Genomic DNA, 18,944 nt, shown 5'->3' on the forward strand with positions numbered 1-18,944 from the left:
GTGGTGCTACATGCCAGAAGGCAAAATTATTAAAGCGTTAAGCGGTTTTTACTATGTGCTCGATGGAGAAAATATTATTCAATGCCGGGGCCGGGGGGTATTCCGGAAGAGAAATATTACACCGCTTGTCGGCGATTATGTAGAATATGAAGCAGAAAATGAAAAAGAAGGCTACGTTCTAACCGTTAAAGAGCGAAAAAATGATTTGGTTCGTCCGCCTGTTGCGAACATTGACCAGGCGGTCCTTGTTTTTTCAGTGATGGAACCTGCTTTCAGCACAGTGCTTCTAGACCGTTTTTTAGTTTTAATTGAATCAAAGAATATTGAACCGGTTATCTGCCTGACCAAAATGGATTTAGCTGAAGACCAGAAAATGCTCGATCAATACGTGGCCGATTATCGCAGGATTGGCTACACCGTTGTGGAAACTTCTTCAGAAACAATGGATGGCCTTCACTTGCTGGAAGGCCACTTAACAGAAAAAACATCGGTATTCGCCGGACAGTCAGGCGTTGGAAAGTCTTCACTGTTAAATGCGATCCGGCCGGATCTTGCCTTGAAAACAGATGAGATCTCCAGTTCACTGGGACGGGGCAAGCATACAACACGGCATGTGGAGCTCATTCCAGCGGCAGGCGGACTAGTCGCCGATACGCCGGGTTTTAGTTCGTTGGATTTTGAAGGAATAGAGCTGGATGAATTATCCGCGTGTTTTCCAGAAATGGCAGACCGGAGCTCCGATTGTAAATTTAGAGGCTGCCTGCATTTAAATGAGCCGAAATGCGCGGTAAAAGAAGCAGTAGCAGAAGGAGAAATCCCGAATTATCGCTATGAGCATTATTTGCAATTTATAGAGGAAATTAAAGAGAGAAAGCCGAGGTACTGACGTTATGATCAAGATTGCCCCATCTATTTTATCCGCTGACTTTGCGCGGCTTGGTGAAGAAATAAAAGACGTAGAAGCGGGTGGAGCTGACTATATTCACGTAGATGTGATGGATGGACATTTCGTGCCGAATATCACGATCGGCCCGCTGATTGTAGAAGCGATCCGGCCGGTAACCGCATTACCTCTTGATGTTCATTTGATGATCAGCAACCCTGATCAGTACATTGAGACGTTTGCGAAAGCCGGAGCTGATATTATTACGGTTCATGCTGAAGCATGTCCGCATCTGCATCGGACCATTCAGCTTATCCGCTCCTTTGGCATTAAAGCGGGAGTAGTGTTAAACCCTTCTACACCGGTCGATGTACTCGAATATGTGATCGGTGATATTGATATGGTTTTACTTATGACTGTAAATCCTGGGTTCGGAGGGCAGTCTTTCATTGAGGCCGTTGTACCGAAAATCCGCCGTGTTCGTGACATGATCACAAAAGCGGGTGTGTCGGTTGATATTGAAATAGACGGCGGTGTCAATACGGAAACGGCCCGGATTTGTACAGAGGCCGGAGCAAATGTGCTTGTTGCCGGTTCAGCGATCTATAATGAAAAGGACCGGGGTGCGGCCATCCGGGCGATCCGGGCTGCCGCGGAAAAAGCGTGATTATCCGGATCGTTGCCGGCGGTCCTGATACGGAACTGCCTGTGTTAAAAAGGGATCCCGCCTTGAGGGAGCAATGGATTGGTGTAGACCGTGGCGCTCTTTATTTACTTGACCGTGGGATTACGCCGGACAAGGCCTTTGGCGACTTTGATTCCATAACGGAAGAAGAATGGCGCCGTGTGGCGGCAGAAGTCCCGGATCATGTGCAGTTTCCAGCGGAAAAAAATGAAACTGACCTTGAAATTGCCCTCAATGACGCAGCAAAGCAAAACCCGGAGCTGATTTTTTTATATGGCGTAACAGGCGGCCGTCTTGATCACTTTTTCGGGGCGGTTACGCTGCTCTTAAAAAGGGAGCTTCCCTGTCCGGTTATGATCGTAGACTGTCAAAATGAACTAGCTGTTTATTCACCCGGAGAAGGAGTTATTCCTCAAAGGGAAGGATGGCCGTACGTTTCTTTTTTTGCGCTGAATGAAAGCGTGAAAGGGCTGACGCTGTCCGGCTTTAAATATCCACTGGACAATTACACGGTTCAGCCGGGTTCCTCAAGATGTGTAAGTAATGAAATCCTTGAAAAAAAGGGGGTCTTTTCGTTCCGTTCAGGCATATTAATGGTTATTAGAAGCCGTGACGGGAGGAGAAGCTAGTGAAATTTTACACATTGAAACTGCCAAAGTTTGTCGGGGGCATGATTCGGATGTTTATGTCGGCAGGGAAAAAGAAAAAATAAAAAAGCACCGGTGCCGTTTGGCGCAGGTGCTTTTTTATGAAAGGAAAAATTAAACGCGCTCAACTTTTCCAGATTTAAGTGCGCGGGCAGATACCCAAACACGTTTTGGTTTACCGTCAACAAGGATACGAACTTTTTGAAGGTTAGCGCCCCACGTACGTTTGCTTGAATTCATCGCGTGTGAGCGGTTGTTTCCAGTACGTGCTTTGCGGCCGGAAATAACACATTTTTTTGGCATTGTATTCACTCCTTACTATTCAGGATCGTTAATTGTCTACGTTTTTATGTGCAAGACACTTAAATAATTTATCACAATCAATGAATGAATGCAACAGCTTTGAAGAAGTCTTTCAAGAAAAATCACTTGACAGTGAATAAGCGGCAGATCCGGCCCGTGAGTTGTGAAGTGGCAGATAAATATAGTAAAATGAGAATAGTTTGATTCGCGAGGAGGATGTTTTGTGACGATTGAATTAACGACTGAACTTGGTCAAATTGACATTTCAAATGAAGTCATCGCGATGATCGCAGGCGGTGCGGCGGTAGATTGCTACGGTATTGTCGGTATGGCATCAAAAAATCAATTAAAAGATGGCCTTGCTGAAATGCTGCGTCGTGAAAATTTTACGCGCGGCGTTGTCGTACGCCAGGAAGAAGACCGTATTTTTATTGATATGTATATTATCGTGAGCTACGGAACGAAAATCTCTGAAGTGGCAAGCAATGTGCAATCAAAAGTAAAATATACACTTAATCAAACCGTCGGATTATCAGTTGATTCTGTTAATATTTTTGTACAGGGTGTGCGGGTAACGAACCCGTAGTGTGAGGAGGAAATTTTTGTGGGTATAACTTCATTGGACGGATTGCGCTTTGCCAGGATGGTGCAAGCAGGCGCACAGCATTTATCAGCAAATGCACAAATGGTTGACGCGCTGAATGTATTTCCCGTGCCGGATGGCGACACCGGCACGAATATGAATTTATCAATGACATCAGGAGCAAAGGAAACAGAAGCGGGCACGCAGCGCCATTTCGGGAAAACGGCAGAAGCGCTGTCGAAAGGGCTGTTAATGGGCGCGCGCGGAAACTCAGGCGTTATTTTGTCCCAGCTTTTTCGGGGGTTTGCAAAAGCAGTGACCGGCAAGCAGGAAGTATCCGCGTTTGAACTTGCTGCCGCATTTGAAGCAGGCGTTCAAACGGCATACAAAGCGGTGATGAAGCCAGTGGAAGGAACGATTTTAACGGTGGCAAAAGACGCCGCTAAAAAAGCGGTAGCCGTTTCTCAAAAAGAATCTGATATTGTCGCGGTAGTAGAAGCGCTTGTGAAAGAAGGACAGGCTTCCTTAAACCGGACACCGGAGCTTTTGCCTGTGTTAAAAGAAGTCGGCGTAGTCGACAGCGGCGGGCAGGGTCTTTTGCTTGTATACGAAGGCTTTTTGGCTGAGCTGAAGGGAGAAGCACTTCCGGCAGCGCTTTCGGACCGCCAGGACATAAAGGAGCTTGTCAGTGCGGAGCACCGTAAAAGTCTGCAGAGCTTTATGAACACAGAAGATATTGAATTTGGCTATTGTACGGAATTTATGGTCAAATTTGAAAAAGAAAAGCTCGTTAAACATCCTTTTTCTGAAGAGCGCTTCCGCGATGAATTAAGCCGGTTTGGTGATTCATTGCTTGTGGTTGCTGATGATGAAATTGCCAAAGTGCATATTCATGCTGAACATCCGGGAGAAGTACTGACCGTTGGGCAGCAATACGGAAGCTTAATCAATATGAAGATTGAAAATATGCGTGAACAGCACAGTGCGATTACTGGCAGCACATCCCAGGCGTCAGCCCAGCCGGTGCAACAGGCTAAATATGGTGTTGTAGCGGTTGCGATGGGAGCCGGTGTTGCTGAGTTATTTACGAGTATCGGAGCAGCCGCTGTTATTGAAGGCGGTCAAACGATGAATCCGTCCACAGAAGATATTGTTAAAGCAATCCAGGAGTGCCATGCTGAGCACGTGTTTGTTCTGCCAAATAACAAAAATATTATTATGGCGGCCGAGCAGGCAGCAGACATCACGGAAACGACTGTGTCTGTTATCCCAACCAAGACCGTTCCGCAAGGTCTGGCAGCCCTCATTGCGTTTAATCCAGAAAGTGATGCAGCATGGAATAAGGACGCCATGACCGCAGCATCCACGCAGGTAAAAACCGGACAAATCACATACGCTGTTCGTGATACGACCATTGATGGCATCGATATTAAGAAAAATGACTTTATGGGACTGGCCGAAGGGAAAATTGTGGTCACGCATACAGAATCGGCATCAGCGGCGAAAGAGCTGCTGCAGTCGCTGATCGATGACGAGTCAGAAATCGTAACGGTTATTCATGGGGAAGAAGCGTCAGAAGAAACGGTTGAACAAGTAACAAGTTTTATTGAAGAAACGTACCCGGATATCGAAGTGGAAGTGCATAACGGCAGACAGCCGCTGTATCCGTTTATTTTTTCGGTTGAATAAACAAAAGAGGGAGATCATTCTCTCTCAGGCTGTTGACAAACGCCCGCTTTCGGCGTCACTTGCTGGCTGTGAATGCTCATGACCCCCCCAAAAAGGTCACTCCGCTTCTCATCCAGCTGTGTTCCTAGAAAGGCAGGCGTTTTCAATCAGCCTGCTTTCTAACTTTGTCTACATTCTGAGAGGGAGATCATTCTCTCTCTTTTTCACGTTGAAAAGGAAGGGAGGAAAAAAACATGCTTGAAACAAGCCATCCGCTGAATCAGCCTGTCAGTGTGTTAAAAGGCGCAGGCAAAGAAGCGGAAGCATCTCTGGCTTCTATTGGTGTGCTTACGGTAGGGGATTTAATGGAATTTGTGCCGGCACGCTATGAAGATATGAGACTGAAAAGCCCTGAAGAAGCAGAACACGATGAAAAAGTTACGATCGAAGGTGTGATTCAAACCGAGCCTTCCATCATGTATTACGGAAAGAAAAAGTCGCGGCTGACATTTAAATTTTTGTCAGGTCCTCATTTGATTAACGTCACTTTTTTTAATCAGCCCTACTTAAAGAAAAAAGCGTCCGTCGGCGACACGGTTACCGTGACCGGAAAGTGGGACCGCCACCGCCTAGCTATTTCCGGCCAGACAATGGAGAAAGGGGCCTATGCACGCGGTACGGATTTCGAAGCGGTCTATTTATTGCGCAATGCCATTCCTCTCAAGCAGTTTCGGAAGCTTGTAAAACAGGCAATCGACTCCTTTGGTGAGTATATAGAAGAAACGCTGCCGGTTCATTTGATTCAACAATACCGCTTAATGGAAAGAAAAGCGGCGATTCGTGCCCTTCACTTTCCGATTTCACATAAAGAGATGAAACAGGCGCGGCGGCGATTTGTATACGAAGAATTTTTCTATTTTCAGCTTAAAATGCAGGCGCTCCGAAAAACGATTCGGGAACAGTCCGGGGGGATTGTTCAAAAATATGATCTCGCTAAGCTAAAAGAACTGATTGACTCATTGCCTTTTGAATTAACAAATGCGCAGAAAAAAGCTGTAAATGAGATATGTGCCGATATGAAATCGCCGTACCGAATGAACCGGCTGCTGCAGGGAGATGTAGGAAGCGGAAAAACCGCTGTTGCGACATTGGCACTGTATGCTTCCGTAACAGCAGGATTTCAAGGAGCCTTAATGGTGCCGACCGAAATTTTAGCAGAGCAGCATGCAAAATCGCTGCATGAGATGCTTGAGCCGTTTGGCGTCACAACAGCCCTATTGACCGGAACTGTAAAAGGGAAGCGCCGCAAAGCACTGCTTGCAGCACTTGAAGCAGGCGAAATTGATATTTTAATCGGGACGCATGCCCTTATTCAAGATGATGTTATCTTTCATAAGCTTGGACTTGTCATTACGGATGAGCAGCACCGGTTCGGGGTGAATCAGCGCCGCGTGCTTCGGTCCAAGGGTGAAAATCCTGATGTCCTGTTTATGACCGCAACGCCAATTCCCAGAACACTTGCCATTACCGTTTTTGGTGAAATGGACGTCTCGATCATTAATGAAATGCCGGCTGGCCGCAAAGCAATCGAAACCTATTGGGCAAAAGAAGAAATGCTTGGCCGTGTGCTTGAATTTACAGAAAAAGAGCTGCGAAAAGGGCGGCAGGCTTATGTGATCTGCCCGCTGATTGAAGAATCGGAAAAGCTTGATTTTCAAAACGCGCTTGATGTTCATTCACAGCTGACCCAGTATTTTGGAGGAAGATTTACAGTCGGCTTAATGCATGGGCGTCTGAGCGGTGAAGAAAAAGAAGCCGTAATGAAGGCATTCAGCGCGAATGAATGGAACGTGTTAGTCTCCACAACAGTGGTAGAAGTCGGGGTAAACGTGCCGAATGCAACGGTGATGATTATTTATGATGCAGAGCGATTCGGCTTGTCACAGCTACACCAGCTGCGTGGACGGGTAGGACGGGGATCAGAGCAGTCGTACTGCATGCTGATTGCTGATCCAAAGTCTGAAACCGGCAAAGAGCGGATGACCGCTATGACAGAAACGAACGATGGGTTTGTGCTCAGTGAAAAAGACCTGGAGCTGCGTGGGCCAGGAGATTTCTTTGGCCGCAAACAAAGCGGGCTGCCTGAATTTAAAATGGCGGATATGGTGCATGATTACCGGGCGCTTGAAACGGCACGCGAAGATGCCAAAGAATTAATTAATGCGCCCGATTTTTGGACCAGCCATGAATATCGGCATTTGCGGAAGGTTTTAAATGATTCGGGTGTGTTTGATGGTGAAAAGCTTGATTAAGAATGCAAGTTGCCTCTTGCATTCTTTTTTTGTTATCTTTATACTGTTTTTTAGTACCTAGTCCTAATATCGGATGGTGGGATAAATATGAGACGATCAAAAAAAGAGCGTCAGGACCGTCTGAAGCAAACAATCGGAGAAAATCCGTTTGTCACCGACGAAGAACTGGCGCAGGAGTTTGGTGTAAGCGTCCAAACGATTCGGCTTGATCGGATGGAGTTATCCATTCCGGAACTGAGGGAACGCATTAAATATGTAGCGGAAAAAAATATGCAGGATGAAGTGCGTTCATTGCCGATCGAAGAAGTTATCGGCGATATTATTGATATTGAATTAGACAAAAGTGCTATTTCTATTTTTGATGTAAAAAAAGAGCATGTCTTTAAACGGAACGGCATTGCACGGGGGCATCATCTGTTTGCCCAGGCGAATTCGCTGGCCGTTGCCGTAATAAATGATGAAATGGCTCTCACAGGCAAAGCGGATATTCGTTTTACACAGCCGGTGAAAGAAAACAGCCGGGTAATCGCCAAAGCGAAGGTGATTCGATCCCAAAAGGGACGAACCATTGTAGAGGTATCCAGTTTCGTCGGCAGTGACCTCGTGTTTCGCGGAGAGTTCTCGATGTTTCGTGCACCATCTGCAGAAAAGGAGGAAATAGATGAAACTCGCAATTGACGCAATGGGCGGTGACCACGCACCGGAGCAAATCATTTTAGGTGTGAATCGGGCATTAAAGGAAATGCCTCAGCTTGAAGTAATGCTTTATGGAGATGAAGAAAAAATCCGGCCTTATTTAGAGGAGAGCAGCCGGGCGCAGGTCGTTCATGCTCCCGATATGATTCTCGGCACAGACGAGCCGGTCCGGGCTGTGCGGCGGAAAAAACAGTCCTCACTCGTGTTAATGGCAGAGGCCGTTGCAGCTAACGAAGCGGCAGCATGTGTATCAGCAGGCAACACAGGTGCGCTTATGGCTGCAGGATTGTTTGTAGTCGGCCGTATTGACGGAGTAGAACGTCCGGCACTGGCCCCAACGCTTCCGACAATTGACGGTAAAGGATTTGTCATGCTTGATGCCGGTGCTAATTCGGATGCGAAACCTGAGCATCTGCTGCAGTATGCGATCATGGGTTCGGTTTATGCAGAAAAAGTGCGGGGGATCCCTAAACCTCGTGTGGGTCTTTTAAATATCGGAACGGAAGAAAAAAAAGGGAATGATTTAACAAAAGCCGCATACAAACTATTAAGCAAAGCGGCTGATTTGAACTTTATCGGCAACATTGAATCCCGTGAACTGTTAAACGGGGCAGCGGATGTTGTCGTCACAGATGGCTTTACCGGCAATATGGTTTTAAAAACCATTGAAGGCAGCGCATTGTCTGTTTTTTCTATGTTAAAAACCGCTTTGACTGCATCCACTAAATCAAAAATCGGCGCACTGCTGCTTAAAGATGAGCTGCGTGGGTTAAAATCAAAAATGGATTACACAGAGTACGGCGGCGCCGGTTTGTTCGGCTTGAAAGCGCCGGTCATCAAAGCGCACGGTTCATCGGACGCCAACGCCTTTTATCACGCGATCGAACAAGCCTACAAAATGGCACAGGCAAATGTGCCGGTTATTATTGAATCACAAATTGCCACTGGGAAGGAATGACACCATCAATGGGAAAAATCGCATTTGTATTTCCGGGACAAGGCTCTCAAGCTGTTGGAATGGGAAAATCACTTGCTGAGGAGCATGCCTCCATCAAGGAAATGCTTCAACAAGCAGACGAGCGCCTTGGCTACTCGTTAACGGACATTATGTTTAATGGCCCAGAAGAAAAGCTGACACTTACATCAAACGCGCAGCCTGCTCTTTTAGCGCACAGTATGGCTGTTTTAAAACGATTCGAAGAAGAAGGCATTGTGCCGGACTTTACCGCTGGGCACAGCCTTGGTGAATATTCTGCCTTGGCGGCTGCAGGGGCTATTACATACGAAGACGCAGTCTGGGCTGTACATGAGCGCGGCAATTTAATGGAAGCGGCTGTACCGGCTGGAGAAGGCGCGATGGCGGCTGTGCTTGGCATGGACCGCGCGGAGCTGGAAGCAGCCGTTGCAGAAGTTGCGGCAAACGGCCACGTCGTTGCTGCTGCTAACTTCAACTGCCCTGGTCAAATTGTGATCTCAGGGGCAAAAGAAGGCGTAGAGCAGGCATCTGCTCTTTTAAAAGAAAAAGGCGCAAAAAGAGTGATTCCGCTGAATGTGAGCGGTCCATTCCATTCGCCGCTTATGGAGCCGGCTGCTGAAAAGCTGCGCACCGTGCTCGAAAAAGCCAATATTCAGTCAAGCCGCGTACCGGTTATTGCCAACGTTGATGCACAGCCAGTAACAGAGGCAGAGGCGATTAAAGAAAATCTTGTGAAACAGCTGTACTCACCTGTTTTATGGGAAGACAGCGTGCAGGCGCTGCTTGATGCAGGAGTCGATACGTTTGTTGAAATTGGTTCAGGTACTGTTTTATCCGGCTTGATTAAAAAAGTAAACCGCCGTGTCCGCACCATTGCAGTGAGCGATGAAGAATCCATTGTAAAAGCAGCGGCAGCTCTAAAGGAGGAAACACAATGAACCTGGAAGGAAAAATAGCTCTTGTCACAGGAGCTTCCCGTGGAATTGGCAAAGCGATCGCACTTGAACTTGCCCGTTTAGGCGCAGACGTGGTCGTGAACTATGCAGGAAGCGAGCAAAAAGCAAAAGAAACAGCCGATGAAATTACAGCGATGGGCCGCCGTTCTTTTATCGTACAGTGTGATATTTCTGATAGTGAAGCAGTAGGGGCGATGGTGAAAGAAACGATTGACCAATTCGGCCGTCTTGATATTTTAGTAAACAACGCGGGAATTACACGCGATAACTTAATGATGCGCATGAAAGAGCAAGAGTGGGACGAGGTTATTAACACCAATTTAAAAGGTGTATTCCTTTGCACAAAAGCAGTTACCCGCCAAATGATGAAGCAAAAAAGCGGCCGTATTATTAACATTTCTTCGGTTGTCGGCCGAATCGGCAATGCTGGACAGGCAAATTATACAGCAGCGAAAGCAGGGGTCATTGGGTTAACGAAAGCATCGGCCCGTGAGCTTGCGCCACGCGGTATTACAGTGAATGCTATTGCGCCAGGATTTATTACGACTGACATGACGGATGAACTGCCGGCAGAAGCAAAAGAGCAGCTGATCAGCCAAATTCCGCTTGGCACGCTTGGCGATACAGCCGATATTGCTGCTGCAGCCGCATTTTTAGCCGGTGATGGTGCGAAATACATTACTGGCCAGGTGCTTGGTGTAGACGGCGGCATGGCAATGTAAGAAAAAGCGTGTTTTGGCAGGATGAATCGTCTATAATACTTGAGGGGAGGTGAATATTGTGGCAGATGTATTAGAACGTGTAACGAAAATCATCGTTGATCGTCTAGGTGTAGAAGAATCACAAATCAACCTTGATGCGAAATTCAAGGAAGATCTAGGTGCGGATTCTCTAGACGTAGTTGAGCTTGTAATGGAGCTTGAAGATGAATTCGATATGGAAATTTCCGATGATGACGCGGAAAATATTACGACGGTAGGCGACGCTGTATCGTACATAAACAGCAAAAACTAATCGTCCTTAATGGCAGGCCCGGTGATGCGGGTCTGCTTTTTTCATGCTTTTATTGAATGGAAGCCCAGGAACCGCACACAGGACCGTAAGGCATTAAGCAGTCCGGGCCAAGCTTTCCCGAAAGTGAAATGCAGGATTGTTAAACGAGCGCGATTCATAAACAGTGTCTTGCGCTTTAATTCTTTTTGCGCTATGCATTTTTTTCGGCTAAACTAATTTTGTGTGCACTTTAACATTGCGGAGGAACCAGAATGAAGAAAACAAATCAGGAGCAGCGATATTCAGAACGGAAAAATAAAGAATTTAAAGAATTCCAGGAAAAAATGGGCATCCATTTTCAAAATGAATCGCTCCTAAAGCAGGCTTTTACCCACTCTTCTTATGTGAACGAGCACAGAAGAAAACCATATGAAGACAACGAGCGCCTGGAGTTTTTAGGCGATGCCGTATTAGAGTTGACAGTTTCGCAGTTTTTATATAAAACGTATCCCGTTATGTCAGAAGGAGAGTTAACAAAGCTTCGCGCCGCTGTTGTATGCGAGCCTTCGCTTGTTACATTTGCGAACGAGCTTGAGTTTGGCCGGCTTATTTTACTCGGAAAAGGTGAAGAAATGACAGGCGGAAGAATGCGTCCGGCTTTGCTTGCTGACGTGTTTGAAGCTTACATTGGCGCCCTTTACCTTGATCAGGGGATGGATGCCGTCATTCCGTTTTTGGAAAAAATCGTTTTCCCGAAAATCAGTGCAGGAGCGTTTTCACATGTAATGGATTTTAAAAGCCAGCTGCAGGAATTTGTACAGCGTGAATTAAAAGGCTCCCCGTCTTACCGGATATTAGAAGAGAAAGGCCCGGCTCATAACAAAGAGTTTATTACGGAAGTATCCTTAAACGGTACAGTACTCGGCACAGGCAGCGGACGCTCTAAAAAAGAAGCAGAGCAATTTGCAGCGCGTATGGCGCTTGAACAGGTAAAACAATCGAAGTAGGAGACAGGTGGAGAAGTATGATCCTGAAAAAGCTTGATATAGCGGGATTTAAATCATTTGCAGGAAAAGTTAGCATTGACTTTATGCCCGGTGTAACAGCAGTAGTGGGACCGAATGGTTCGGGCAAAAGCAATATTACTGAAGCGATTCGCTGGGTACTTGGTGAACAGTCAGCTAAAAACTTGCGTGGCGGAAAAATGGAAGATGTCATCTTTTCGGGAAGTGATTCAAGAAGGCGGCTGAATGAAGCGGACGTGACCATCACGCTCGATAATCGGGACGGGGCGCTTCCGCTTGATTACAGTGAAGTAAGCATCACGCGCCGCGTAAACCGAAATGGCGACAGTGGTTTTTTTATCAACAAGCAAAGCTGCCGCTTAAAAGACATTATTGAACTGTTTATGGACTCAGGACTCGGGCGCGGTGCATTTTCAATTATTGGCCAGGGGCGGGTTGATGAAATATTAAACAGCCGTCCTGAAGAGCGGCGGTCTATATTTGAAGAAGCAGCCGGCGTGTTAAAATACAAAACCCGTAAAAAGCAGGCAGAAGTAAAGCTTGCTGAAACAGAAGAGAATCTAAGCCGTGTGCAGGATATTTTATACGAATTAGAGCAGCGGGTAGAACCGCTCGAAATTCAAGCCGCCGCAGCAAAAGATTATCTTGAGAAAAAGGAAGAATTAAAAGAAGTAGAAGCCTCTGTCTGGGCGTATGATCTTGGTGAGTCCCACGCTGAATGGGAAGAGAGAAAAAAAGACCGGGAGCACCAGGAGAAACAGATCGCTTATTTCAGCAGGGAAGCAGAAAGTGCAGAATCTCATATCCGTGCAGTCGAGCAGGAATTAAAAAAGCTGGCTGTTGAGGAAGAATTGATACAGGAAAAACTCATGGCTGTCGTGGAGTCACTTGAGAAAATTGAAGGAACACGGCGCTTGATGGACGAGCGTCAAAAAAATGCTTCTTATAATGAAGAAAAGCTTGTGAAATCGATAAACGAAGCCAAAGAAAAAGAAGCGGTATTAAAACAAGCGCTGGCAGAAGCGAAAAAGCAGTCTGAGGAGAAAAAACAAGCGCTTGATGTGTTAACAAAACAAGCAGCGGAAAAAGAAGCATTGCTTCGCGCAGTCTCGCAAAACAGCAGTGAAACGCTGGAATCTCTTAAAGCTGATTATATTGATCATTTAAGCAAAGAAGCAGCGGCGAAAAATGAGTTGGCTGAAATTGGCCGTCAGCTCGAACGATTAACAGCCCGATTTGAACGGCTCGGCGGACACAACGACCAATATCTTTCTGAACGGGCTGCCCTGCAAAGGGAGCAGGAACAGATCGAGCAGGCTCGTCTTGAGGCAGAGGAAAAGCTCAATGAGCATACAACAGCGTACCGCGAAGCAAAACGGGAGCGTGACAGTGTAAAGGAAAAGCTTGAAAAAAAGCGAAATGCCCTGTATAAAGCCTACCAGATTTTGCAGGAGGCGTCTTCCCGGCGCGACCTTTTAACCTCAATGGAAGAAGATTATTCAGGCTTTTTCTCCGGCGTTAAAGAAGTACTGAAAGAAAAAGACGGGCGTCTTCCCGGCGTGATTGGTGCTGCTGCACAATTGATCCGGGTACCTAAGCAGTATGAGCTCGCCATTGAAACAGCTCTTGGCGGAGCTCTCCAGCATATTATCGTAGAAGACGAAGCGGCTGCCCGCAAAGCGATTGCTTTTTTAAAGCAGCACAAATTCGGCCGGGCGACTTTTTTACCCCTGTCGACTGTAAAAGAAAAAGTGATCCCTGATCATACATTAGCCCTTGTCCGTCATGAAAACGGCTTTCTCGGAACCGCAGCAGAGCTAACCGATTATGAAGAACGGTACGCCCAGGTAGCGCGTCACCTGCTTGGCAATGTGCTTGTAGCGGATTCTCTTGAAAAAGCCAATCACATTGCACGTAAAATCAACCACCGTTACCGCGTTGTCACGATTGAAGGTGATGTAGTTAATGCAGGCGGTTCGATGACAGGCGGATCTGTGAAAAAAACAGGTGCATCTCTGCTCGGGCGCAAAAATGAACTGGACACGTTAAGTTCCCAAATCGTACAGATGGAGCAAAAAACAGCGCAGGCTGAAAGGGAAGTAAAAGCGCTGCAGGACCGTGCGGCTGAGTGTGATCGGTTAGTCAGCCGCCTTGAAGAAACGGGTGAGCTGTACCGCCAGGGACTTCAGGAAGCGAAAAACCAGCAGCTTGAATGGTCTTTTAATGAACAGTCCATCAATGACCGGCTTGCCGTTTACGATGCGGAAAAAAGAGAATTTCAAGAAGAAAGAGAGCGGCTTCAGAAGCGTGAAAAGGAAGCTTCCCGCTCTTTAGCCAAAAAACAGCAGGCGATTAAACAATTGGATGATCAAATTGCTTTTATTGAAAGAGAGCAAAAGGACGTTACATCAAAGCGGGATGAGCTTACAGAAGAACTTTACACGCTGCGTCCGCAGATCGCCGTGCTTGAAGAGCAGCTTGCGTTCAGCAGACAGCAGGAACAGCGGATCGGGGCAGAGTGGAAAGAGATTCAAAAACAAGTGAAGCAGCTCGAAGAAGAGCAGGCATTTATGAAAGCGGAGCGGTCAAACAGCGGTTCAACCGGCCTGACGCTTGCCCAGGAGGCGGAAGAGCAGGCTGCTGAAAAAGAGCGGCTGATCAAAGGGCTTGAATTGCTGAAAAAGGAACGAAGCAGCAAAACACAGAGGCTTGAAGAACAAACAGCCGCCCTTCAGGAGTCCCGCCGTTTATTAAAAGGGTTAACAGAATCGGTACGCGGGCATGATGTAGCCATTGCCCGCTTAGAAGTTGAAATCGATACATGGCTGCAAAAGCTGAACGAGCAATACAGCTTAACCTTCGAAGAAGCACAGCGGCTCTACCCGCTTACTTTGCCGATTGAAGAATCGAGACGGCAGGTCCGGCTCATTAAAAGGGCGATTGAGGAGCTGGGAGATGTAAATCTCGGAGCGATCGAAGAATATGAGATCACGTTTGAACGAGTGACGTTTCTGCGGGGCCAAAAAGAAGATCTTGAAGAAGCAAAGTCAACACTTCGCGATGTAATGAATGAAATGGATGTTGAAATGACCCGCCGCTTCTCAGAAACATTTGAAGCGATTAAAGCGGAATTTCAGCCGGCTTTTGTCCAGCTGTTTGGCGGAGGACGGGCTGAATTGAAATTGACCGACCCGAGAGATATTTTAAATGCCGGTGTGGATATTTCAGCGATGCCGCCAGGGAAAAAATTGCAGCATTTAAGTCTTTTATCCGGCGGAGAACGTGCTCTTACGGCTATTGCTCTTTTATTTGCTATTTTACGCGTACGCCCGGTTCCGTTTTGTATACTAGATGAAGTAGAAGCAGCACTTGACGAAGCGAACGTGCACAGGTTCAGCCGGTACTTAAAAGAATTCAGTGCGGACACACAGTTTATCGTCATTACACACCGCAAACAAACGATGGAAGAAGCCGATGCGCTCTATGGCGTGGCCATGCAGGAATCCGGGGTAACGAGCCTTGTCTCAGTAAGACTCGAAGAAGCGGCTGTAACGCAGTAAAAGAAAGGATGAAACAAATGAGCTTTTTTAAAAAATTAAAAGAAAAGTTTTCCGGCTCTCAGGAGCAGGAGCAAACAACGGAAAAGTATACAGAAGGGCTGAAAAAATCACGCTCTGGCTTTTCCGAAAAAATGAACAATTTATTTGCCCGCTACCGTAAAATTGATGAAGATTTTTTTGAAGAACTCGAAGAAATCCTGATCGGGGCAGATGTTGGTTTCGATACAGTGATGGAATTGATTGATGAATTAAAAACGGAAGTAAAACGCCAAAACAAAAACGAACCAGAAGCGATCCGCGAAATTATTACCGAGAAGTTTGTTGATATTTATGCGGGTGACCATGAAATGTCTTCAGATCTGAATATGCAGGATGAGGGCTTGACGGTCATTTTATTTGTTGGTGTCAACGGGGTTGGCAAAACTACGACGATCGGCAAGCTTGCCCACCAGTTTAAGGAAGAGGGTAAGAAAGTGATGCTCGCAGCTGGTGATACCTTCCGGGCTGGAGCGATTGAACAGCTTGAAGTATGGGGAGAGCGCACAGGTGTTGATGTGATCAAACAAGCAGAGGGGTCTGATCCAGCAGCAGTTATGTACGATGCCGTACGGGCAGCAAAATCACGACAAGCCGATGTTTTAATGTGTGACACAGCCGGCCGTCTTCAAAACAAAGTAAACTTAATGAATGAGCTTCAAAAAGTAAAGCGTGTCATTGAACGTGAAATTCCTGGCGCTCCGCATGAAGTTCTGCTCGTTGTCGATGCGACAACCGGTCAAAATGCATTGATTCAAGCGAAAACATTTAAAGAGGCGACAGATGTATCCGGCATCGTGCTTACAAAGCTGGATGGAACCGCAAAAGGCGGTATTGTACTGGCGATTCGTAAAGAACTGGGAGTTCCGGTTAAATTTGTAGGTCTTGGTGAAAAAATGGATGATCTGCAGCCGTTTGACGCTGAAAAATATGCGTATGGGCTGTTTACCGAGGCTTTTGAAGAAAGAAAATCAGATACAGAGGAAGATGAAACAGCCGAATAACCGGCTGTTTTTTCCCGTTCTTGACAGACGCAGCCGAAGCAGGTACACTAATTCAGTGTAAAGGTTTTTCACTTAACAAAGGAGGGGCGGCCGTGCTTGAGAAAACAATGCGGATGAATTATCTGTATGACTTTTATCAGATGCTTCTGACCGACAAACAGCGCAGCTACATGTCCCTATACTACTTGGACGATTATTCGCTCGGTGAAATCGCCGAAGAATATGAGGTGAGCCGCCAGGCGGTCTATGATAATATAAAACGCACAGAAGCGATGCTTGAAGAATACGAAGTAAAGCTCGGGCTGCTGAAGAAATTCCAAAAGCGCCAGGCATTTATGAATCAGCTCAAAGAAAGAGCGGATGAAGAAATGCTGAAGATTATCAAGGCAATTGAGGAACTTGAATAGGGGGACTGCATGATGGCATTTGAAGGATTGGCCGAACGGCTGCAAGGAACAATGCAGAAAATCCGCGGCAAAGGAAAAGTATCCGAATCCGATGTAAAAGAAATGATGCGAGAAGTTCGACTGGCTCTTTTAGAAGCGGATGTTAACTTTAAAGTCGTCAAAGAATTCGTGAAAAAAGTCAGTGAGCGTTCCGTCGGCCAAGAAGTGATGAAAAGCTTAACGCCGGGACAGCAGGTTATTAAGGTGGTAAAAGAAGAATTAACCACGTTAATGGGCGGGGAAGAAAGCCGTATTGGCACAGCAAAGCGCCCGCCGACCGTGATTATGATGGTAGGGCTGCAGGGTGCCGGGAAAACAACGACAACCGGTAAGCTTGCCAACCTGCTTCGCAAAAAATACAACCGCAAGCCGCTTCTTGTAGCAGCCGATGTATACCGCCCGGCGGCTATTAAACAGCTTGAAACGCTCGGCAAACAGCTTAGTATGCCGGTTTTCTCGCTCGGTGACCAGGAAAGTCCGGTCGAAATCGCCAGACAGGCCATTCAAAAAGCGAAAGACGACCATTTGGATTATGTACTCATTGATACAGCTGGCCGCCTTCACATTGACGAAGAATTAATGGACGAGCTGAAACAAATCAAAGAGCTGTCTTCTCCGGAAGAAATTTTTCTAGTGGTCGACTCTATGACCGGACAGGATGCTGTGAATGTCGCTGAAAGCTTTGATGAGCAGCTCGGCATTACAGGTGTTGTCCTTACCAAGCTTGATGGCGATACACGAGGCGGGGCGGCACTGTCTATCCGTTCTGTTACCGGGAAACCGATTAAGTTTGTCGGGATGGGTGAAAAGCTTGATGCACTTGAGCAGTTTCATCCGGAACGCATGGCATCCCGTATTCTTGGCATGGGTGATGTGCTGTCTCTTATCGAAAAAGCTCAAACGAACGTGGATGAAGCAAAAGCCAAAGAGCTTGAGCAAAAAATGCGGACCATGTCGTTTACTTTCGATGACTTTTTAGATCAGCTTGGACAAGTGCGTTCAATGGGACCGCTTGACGAAATTTTGAAAATGCTGCCAGGCGCGAACAAAATGAAAGGCTTAAACAACATACAGGTGGATGAAAAACAAATCGGCCGTGTGGAAGCCATTATCCGTTCGATGACTGCAGCTGAAAAAAAGCAGCCAGAAATCATTAATTCCGGCCGCCGCAAGCGTATCGCCCGCGGATCAGGCACAACGATCCAGGAAGTAAACCGCCTGTTAAAACAGTTTGAAGACATGAAGAAAATGATGAAACAAATGTCTTCTATGCAGCAAAAAGGAAAGAAAAAAGGCGGTCTGCCAAAGCTTCCTTTTATGTAAGAACAGTGGGATGCAAACTGTAAAGAAAAAACACTTTACAACACTTAAAGTATTTGATATGATTCTATCTTGTGTGAAACTATTTCGGAGGTGCTTATTAGCATGGCAGTAAAAATTCGTTTAAAACGTATGGGTGCAAAAAAATCCCCATTCTATCGTATCGTAGTAGCTGACGCCCGCGCGCCGCGTGATGGCCGTTCAATCGAAACAATCGGAACATACAATCCGGTTGCTCAGCCAGCAGAAGTAAAAATCAATGAAGAGCTTGCGCTTAAATGGCTTCAAGATGGTGCAAAACCATCTGATACTGTTCGCAATCTTTTCTCAAAAGAAGGCATTTTGGAAAAATTCCACAATGCTAAATACAGCAAGTAAGCTATTGCGAAACATCAATTCCCCAAAAGAATCTTTCTTTTGGGGAATTGCCATTTTTGTTCCATAAAAAGGAGCGGTGGGATGCATATTTTACAAACCGTATCAGTCGTTCAAGTGGTGACAGAGTCACTAAAACAAAGCCGTATGAATGCATACGAGCAGCAAAAACGCCGGTTAGAGCGGGAAACAGCCCAGCTGCTGTTTGAAAAGAAAAAAGCGGAGCGCGGCGGCTCCAAGCGGGCGGAAGCGGCGGCCCGTTATCAAATGGAAATTGACCAGCGTCATGAAAAGCTGGAAATGGTTGAATTTCAAATCAGCCAGTTAAAAGGGCTGCCTCTTGGGACAGAATTAAAAGAACGGGATATCCAATCCATTGTGGAGGTTAAGCCCGGAGACCGCTTCTATGGAAAAACCGGCGGCACGATTGTTGTAAAAGATGGCGTCATTGTAGAAATTCGCACCGAGGAGTGAAA

General features: G+C 46.5%; 20 protein-coding genes. 19 read left to right on the plus strand and 1 reads right to left on the minus strand.

The window, feature by feature from the left end:
• Positions 1–10 precede the first annotated feature (10 nt).
• From rsgA to spoVM, 4 genes are read left to right on the plus strand one after another with little or no spacing between them, the layout of a single operon-like run.
• Complete coding sequence (gene rsgA / locus RG959_RS07610; protein WP_342796596.1) at positions 11–886, plus strand: ribosome small subunit-dependent GTPase A; 876 nt, start codon at positions 11–13, stop codon at positions 884–886.
• A gap of 4 nt (positions 887–890) precedes the next feature.
• Positions 891–1,550: a ribulose-phosphate 3-epimerase gene (gene rpe / locus RG959_RS07615; protein WP_315692567.1), complete on the plus strand. Its 660-nt coding sequence runs from the start codon at positions 891–893 to the stop codon at positions 1,548–1,550.
• Complete coding sequence (locus tag RG959_RS07620) at positions 1,547–2,197, plus strand: thiamine diphosphokinase (protein ID WP_342796597.1); 651 nt, start codon at positions 1,547–1,549, stop codon at positions 2,195–2,197. The genes rpe and RG959_RS07620 overlap by 4 nt, the downstream gene beginning before the upstream one ends.
• On the plus strand, positions 2,197–2,280 hold the full coding sequence (spoVM, locus tag RG959_RS25130) for a stage V sporulation protein SpoVM (protein WP_050181490.1): 84 nt from the start codon (positions 2,197–2,199) through the stop codon (positions 2,278–2,280). Before RG959_RS07620 ends, spoVM begins: the two co-directional genes overlap by 1 nt.
• 49 nt (positions 2,281–2,329) lie before the next feature.
• Here the strand turns inward: spoVM and rpmB are convergent, their stop codons facing one another.
• Positions 2,330–2,518 carry a 50S ribosomal protein L28 gene (gene rpmB, locus RG959_RS07625; protein ID WP_045850130.1) on the minus strand — a complete coding sequence of 63 codons (189 nt, stop codon included), beginning with the start codon at positions 2,516–2,518 and terminating at the stop codon, positions 2,330–2,332.
• Positions 2,519–2,741: 223 nt separating this feature from the next.
• On the opposite strand from rpmB, the gene RG959_RS07630 reads away from it, so the two are divergent.
• The 15 genes from RG959_RS07630 to RG959_RS07700 all read left to right on the plus strand — a co-directional run bounded on the left by RG959_RS07630 (position 2,742) and on the right by RG959_RS07700 (position 18,942).
• Positions 2,742–3,104 (plus strand): Asp23/Gls24 family envelope stress response protein, encoded by a 363-nt coding sequence (locus RG959_RS07630; protein WP_315692565.1) that lies wholly within the window; start codon positions 2,742–2,744, stop codon positions 3,102–3,104.
• Positions 3,105–3,122: 18 nt separating this feature from the next.
• A complete protein-coding gene (locus RG959_RS07635) occupies positions 3,123–4,790 on the plus strand; it encodes a DAK2 domain-containing protein (protein WP_342796598.1) in 1,668 nt (555 codons plus the stop codon).
• Between the two features lie 233 nt (positions 4,791–5,023).
• Positions 5,024–7,081, plus strand: a complete 2,058-nt coding sequence (gene recG / locus RG959_RS07640) for an ATP-dependent DNA helicase RecG (RefSeq protein ID WP_342796599.1) — start codon at positions 5,024–5,026, stop codon at positions 7,079–7,081.
• Positions 7,082–7,168: 87 nt separating this feature from the next.
• The gene (gene fapR, locus RG959_RS07645; protein ID WP_342796600.1) at positions 7,169–7,759 is read left to right on the plus strand and encodes a transcription factor FapR; all 591 of its coding nucleotides are present in this window, start codon (positions 7,169–7,171) and stop codon (positions 7,757–7,759) included.
• Positions 7,743–8,735 carry a phosphate acyltransferase PlsX gene (gene plsX / locus RG959_RS07650; protein ID WP_342796601.1) on the plus strand — a complete coding sequence of 331 codons (993 nt, stop codon included), beginning with the start codon at positions 7,743–7,745 and terminating at the stop codon, positions 8,733–8,735. Before fapR ends, plsX begins: the two co-directional genes overlap by 17 nt.
• An 8-nt stretch (positions 8,736–8,743) precedes the next feature.
• The gene (gene fabD / locus RG959_RS07655; RefSeq protein WP_251270270.1) at positions 8,744–9,691 is read left to right on the plus strand and encodes an ACP S-malonyltransferase; all 948 of its coding nucleotides are present in this window, start codon (positions 8,744–8,746) and stop codon (positions 9,689–9,691) included.
• On the plus strand, positions 9,688–10,431 hold the full coding sequence (gene fabG, locus RG959_RS07660; RefSeq protein ID WP_242232079.1) for a 3-oxoacyl-[acyl-carrier-protein] reductase: 744 nt from the start codon (positions 9,688–9,690) through the stop codon (positions 10,429–10,431). The genes fabD and fabG overlap by 4 nt, the downstream gene beginning before the upstream one ends.
• Before the next feature lie 58 nt (positions 10,432–10,489).
• The gene (acpP, locus tag RG959_RS07665; protein WP_251270269.1) at positions 10,490–10,723 is read left to right on the plus strand and encodes an acyl carrier protein; all 234 of its coding nucleotides are present in this window, start codon (positions 10,490–10,492) and stop codon (positions 10,721–10,723) included.
• 251 nt (positions 10,724–10,974) lie between these two features.
• A complete protein-coding gene (gene rnc / locus RG959_RS07670; RefSeq protein WP_242232077.1) occupies positions 10,975–11,709 on the plus strand; it encodes a ribonuclease III in 735 nt (244 codons plus the stop codon).
• 17 nt (positions 11,710–11,726) lie between these two features.
• Positions 11,727–15,287, plus strand: coding sequence for a chromosome segregation protein SMC (gene smc, locus RG959_RS07675; protein WP_342796602.1), 3,561 nt, complete (start codon positions 11,727–11,729; stop codon positions 15,285–15,287).
• A 17-nt stretch (positions 15,288–15,304) separates the two neighbouring features.
• Entirely contained in the window at positions 15,305–16,327 is a 1,023-nt protein-coding gene (gene ftsY / locus RG959_RS07680) for a signal recognition particle-docking protein FtsY (protein WP_342796603.1), read from the plus strand.
• Between the two features lie 92 nt (positions 16,328–16,419).
• Positions 16,420–16,734 (plus strand): putative DNA-binding protein, encoded by a 315-nt coding sequence (locus tag RG959_RS07685; RefSeq protein ID WP_242232453.1) that lies wholly within the window; start codon positions 16,420–16,422, stop codon positions 16,732–16,734.
• 12 nt (positions 16,735–16,746) lie between these two features.
• Positions 16,747–18,096: a signal recognition particle protein gene (gene ffh / locus RG959_RS07690; protein WP_315696062.1), complete on the plus strand. Its 1,350-nt coding sequence runs from the start codon at positions 16,747–16,749 to the stop codon at positions 18,094–18,096.
• 102 nt (positions 18,097–18,198) lie between these two features.
• A complete protein-coding gene (gene rpsP / locus RG959_RS07695) occupies positions 18,199–18,471 on the plus strand; it encodes a 30S ribosomal protein S16 (protein WP_046175080.1) in 273 nt (90 codons plus the stop codon).
• Positions 18,472–18,552: 81 nt separating this feature from the next.
• A complete protein-coding gene (locus RG959_RS07700; protein WP_242232073.1) occupies positions 18,553–18,942 on the plus strand; it encodes a YlqD family protein in 390 nt (129 codons plus the stop codon).
• Positions 18,943–18,944: the final 2 nt, after the last annotated feature.

Source organism: Domibacillus sp. 8LH (assembly GCF_038806185.1).
GTDB lineage: Bacteria > Bacillota > Bacilli > Bacillales > Domibacillaceae > Domibacillus > Domibacillus indicus_A.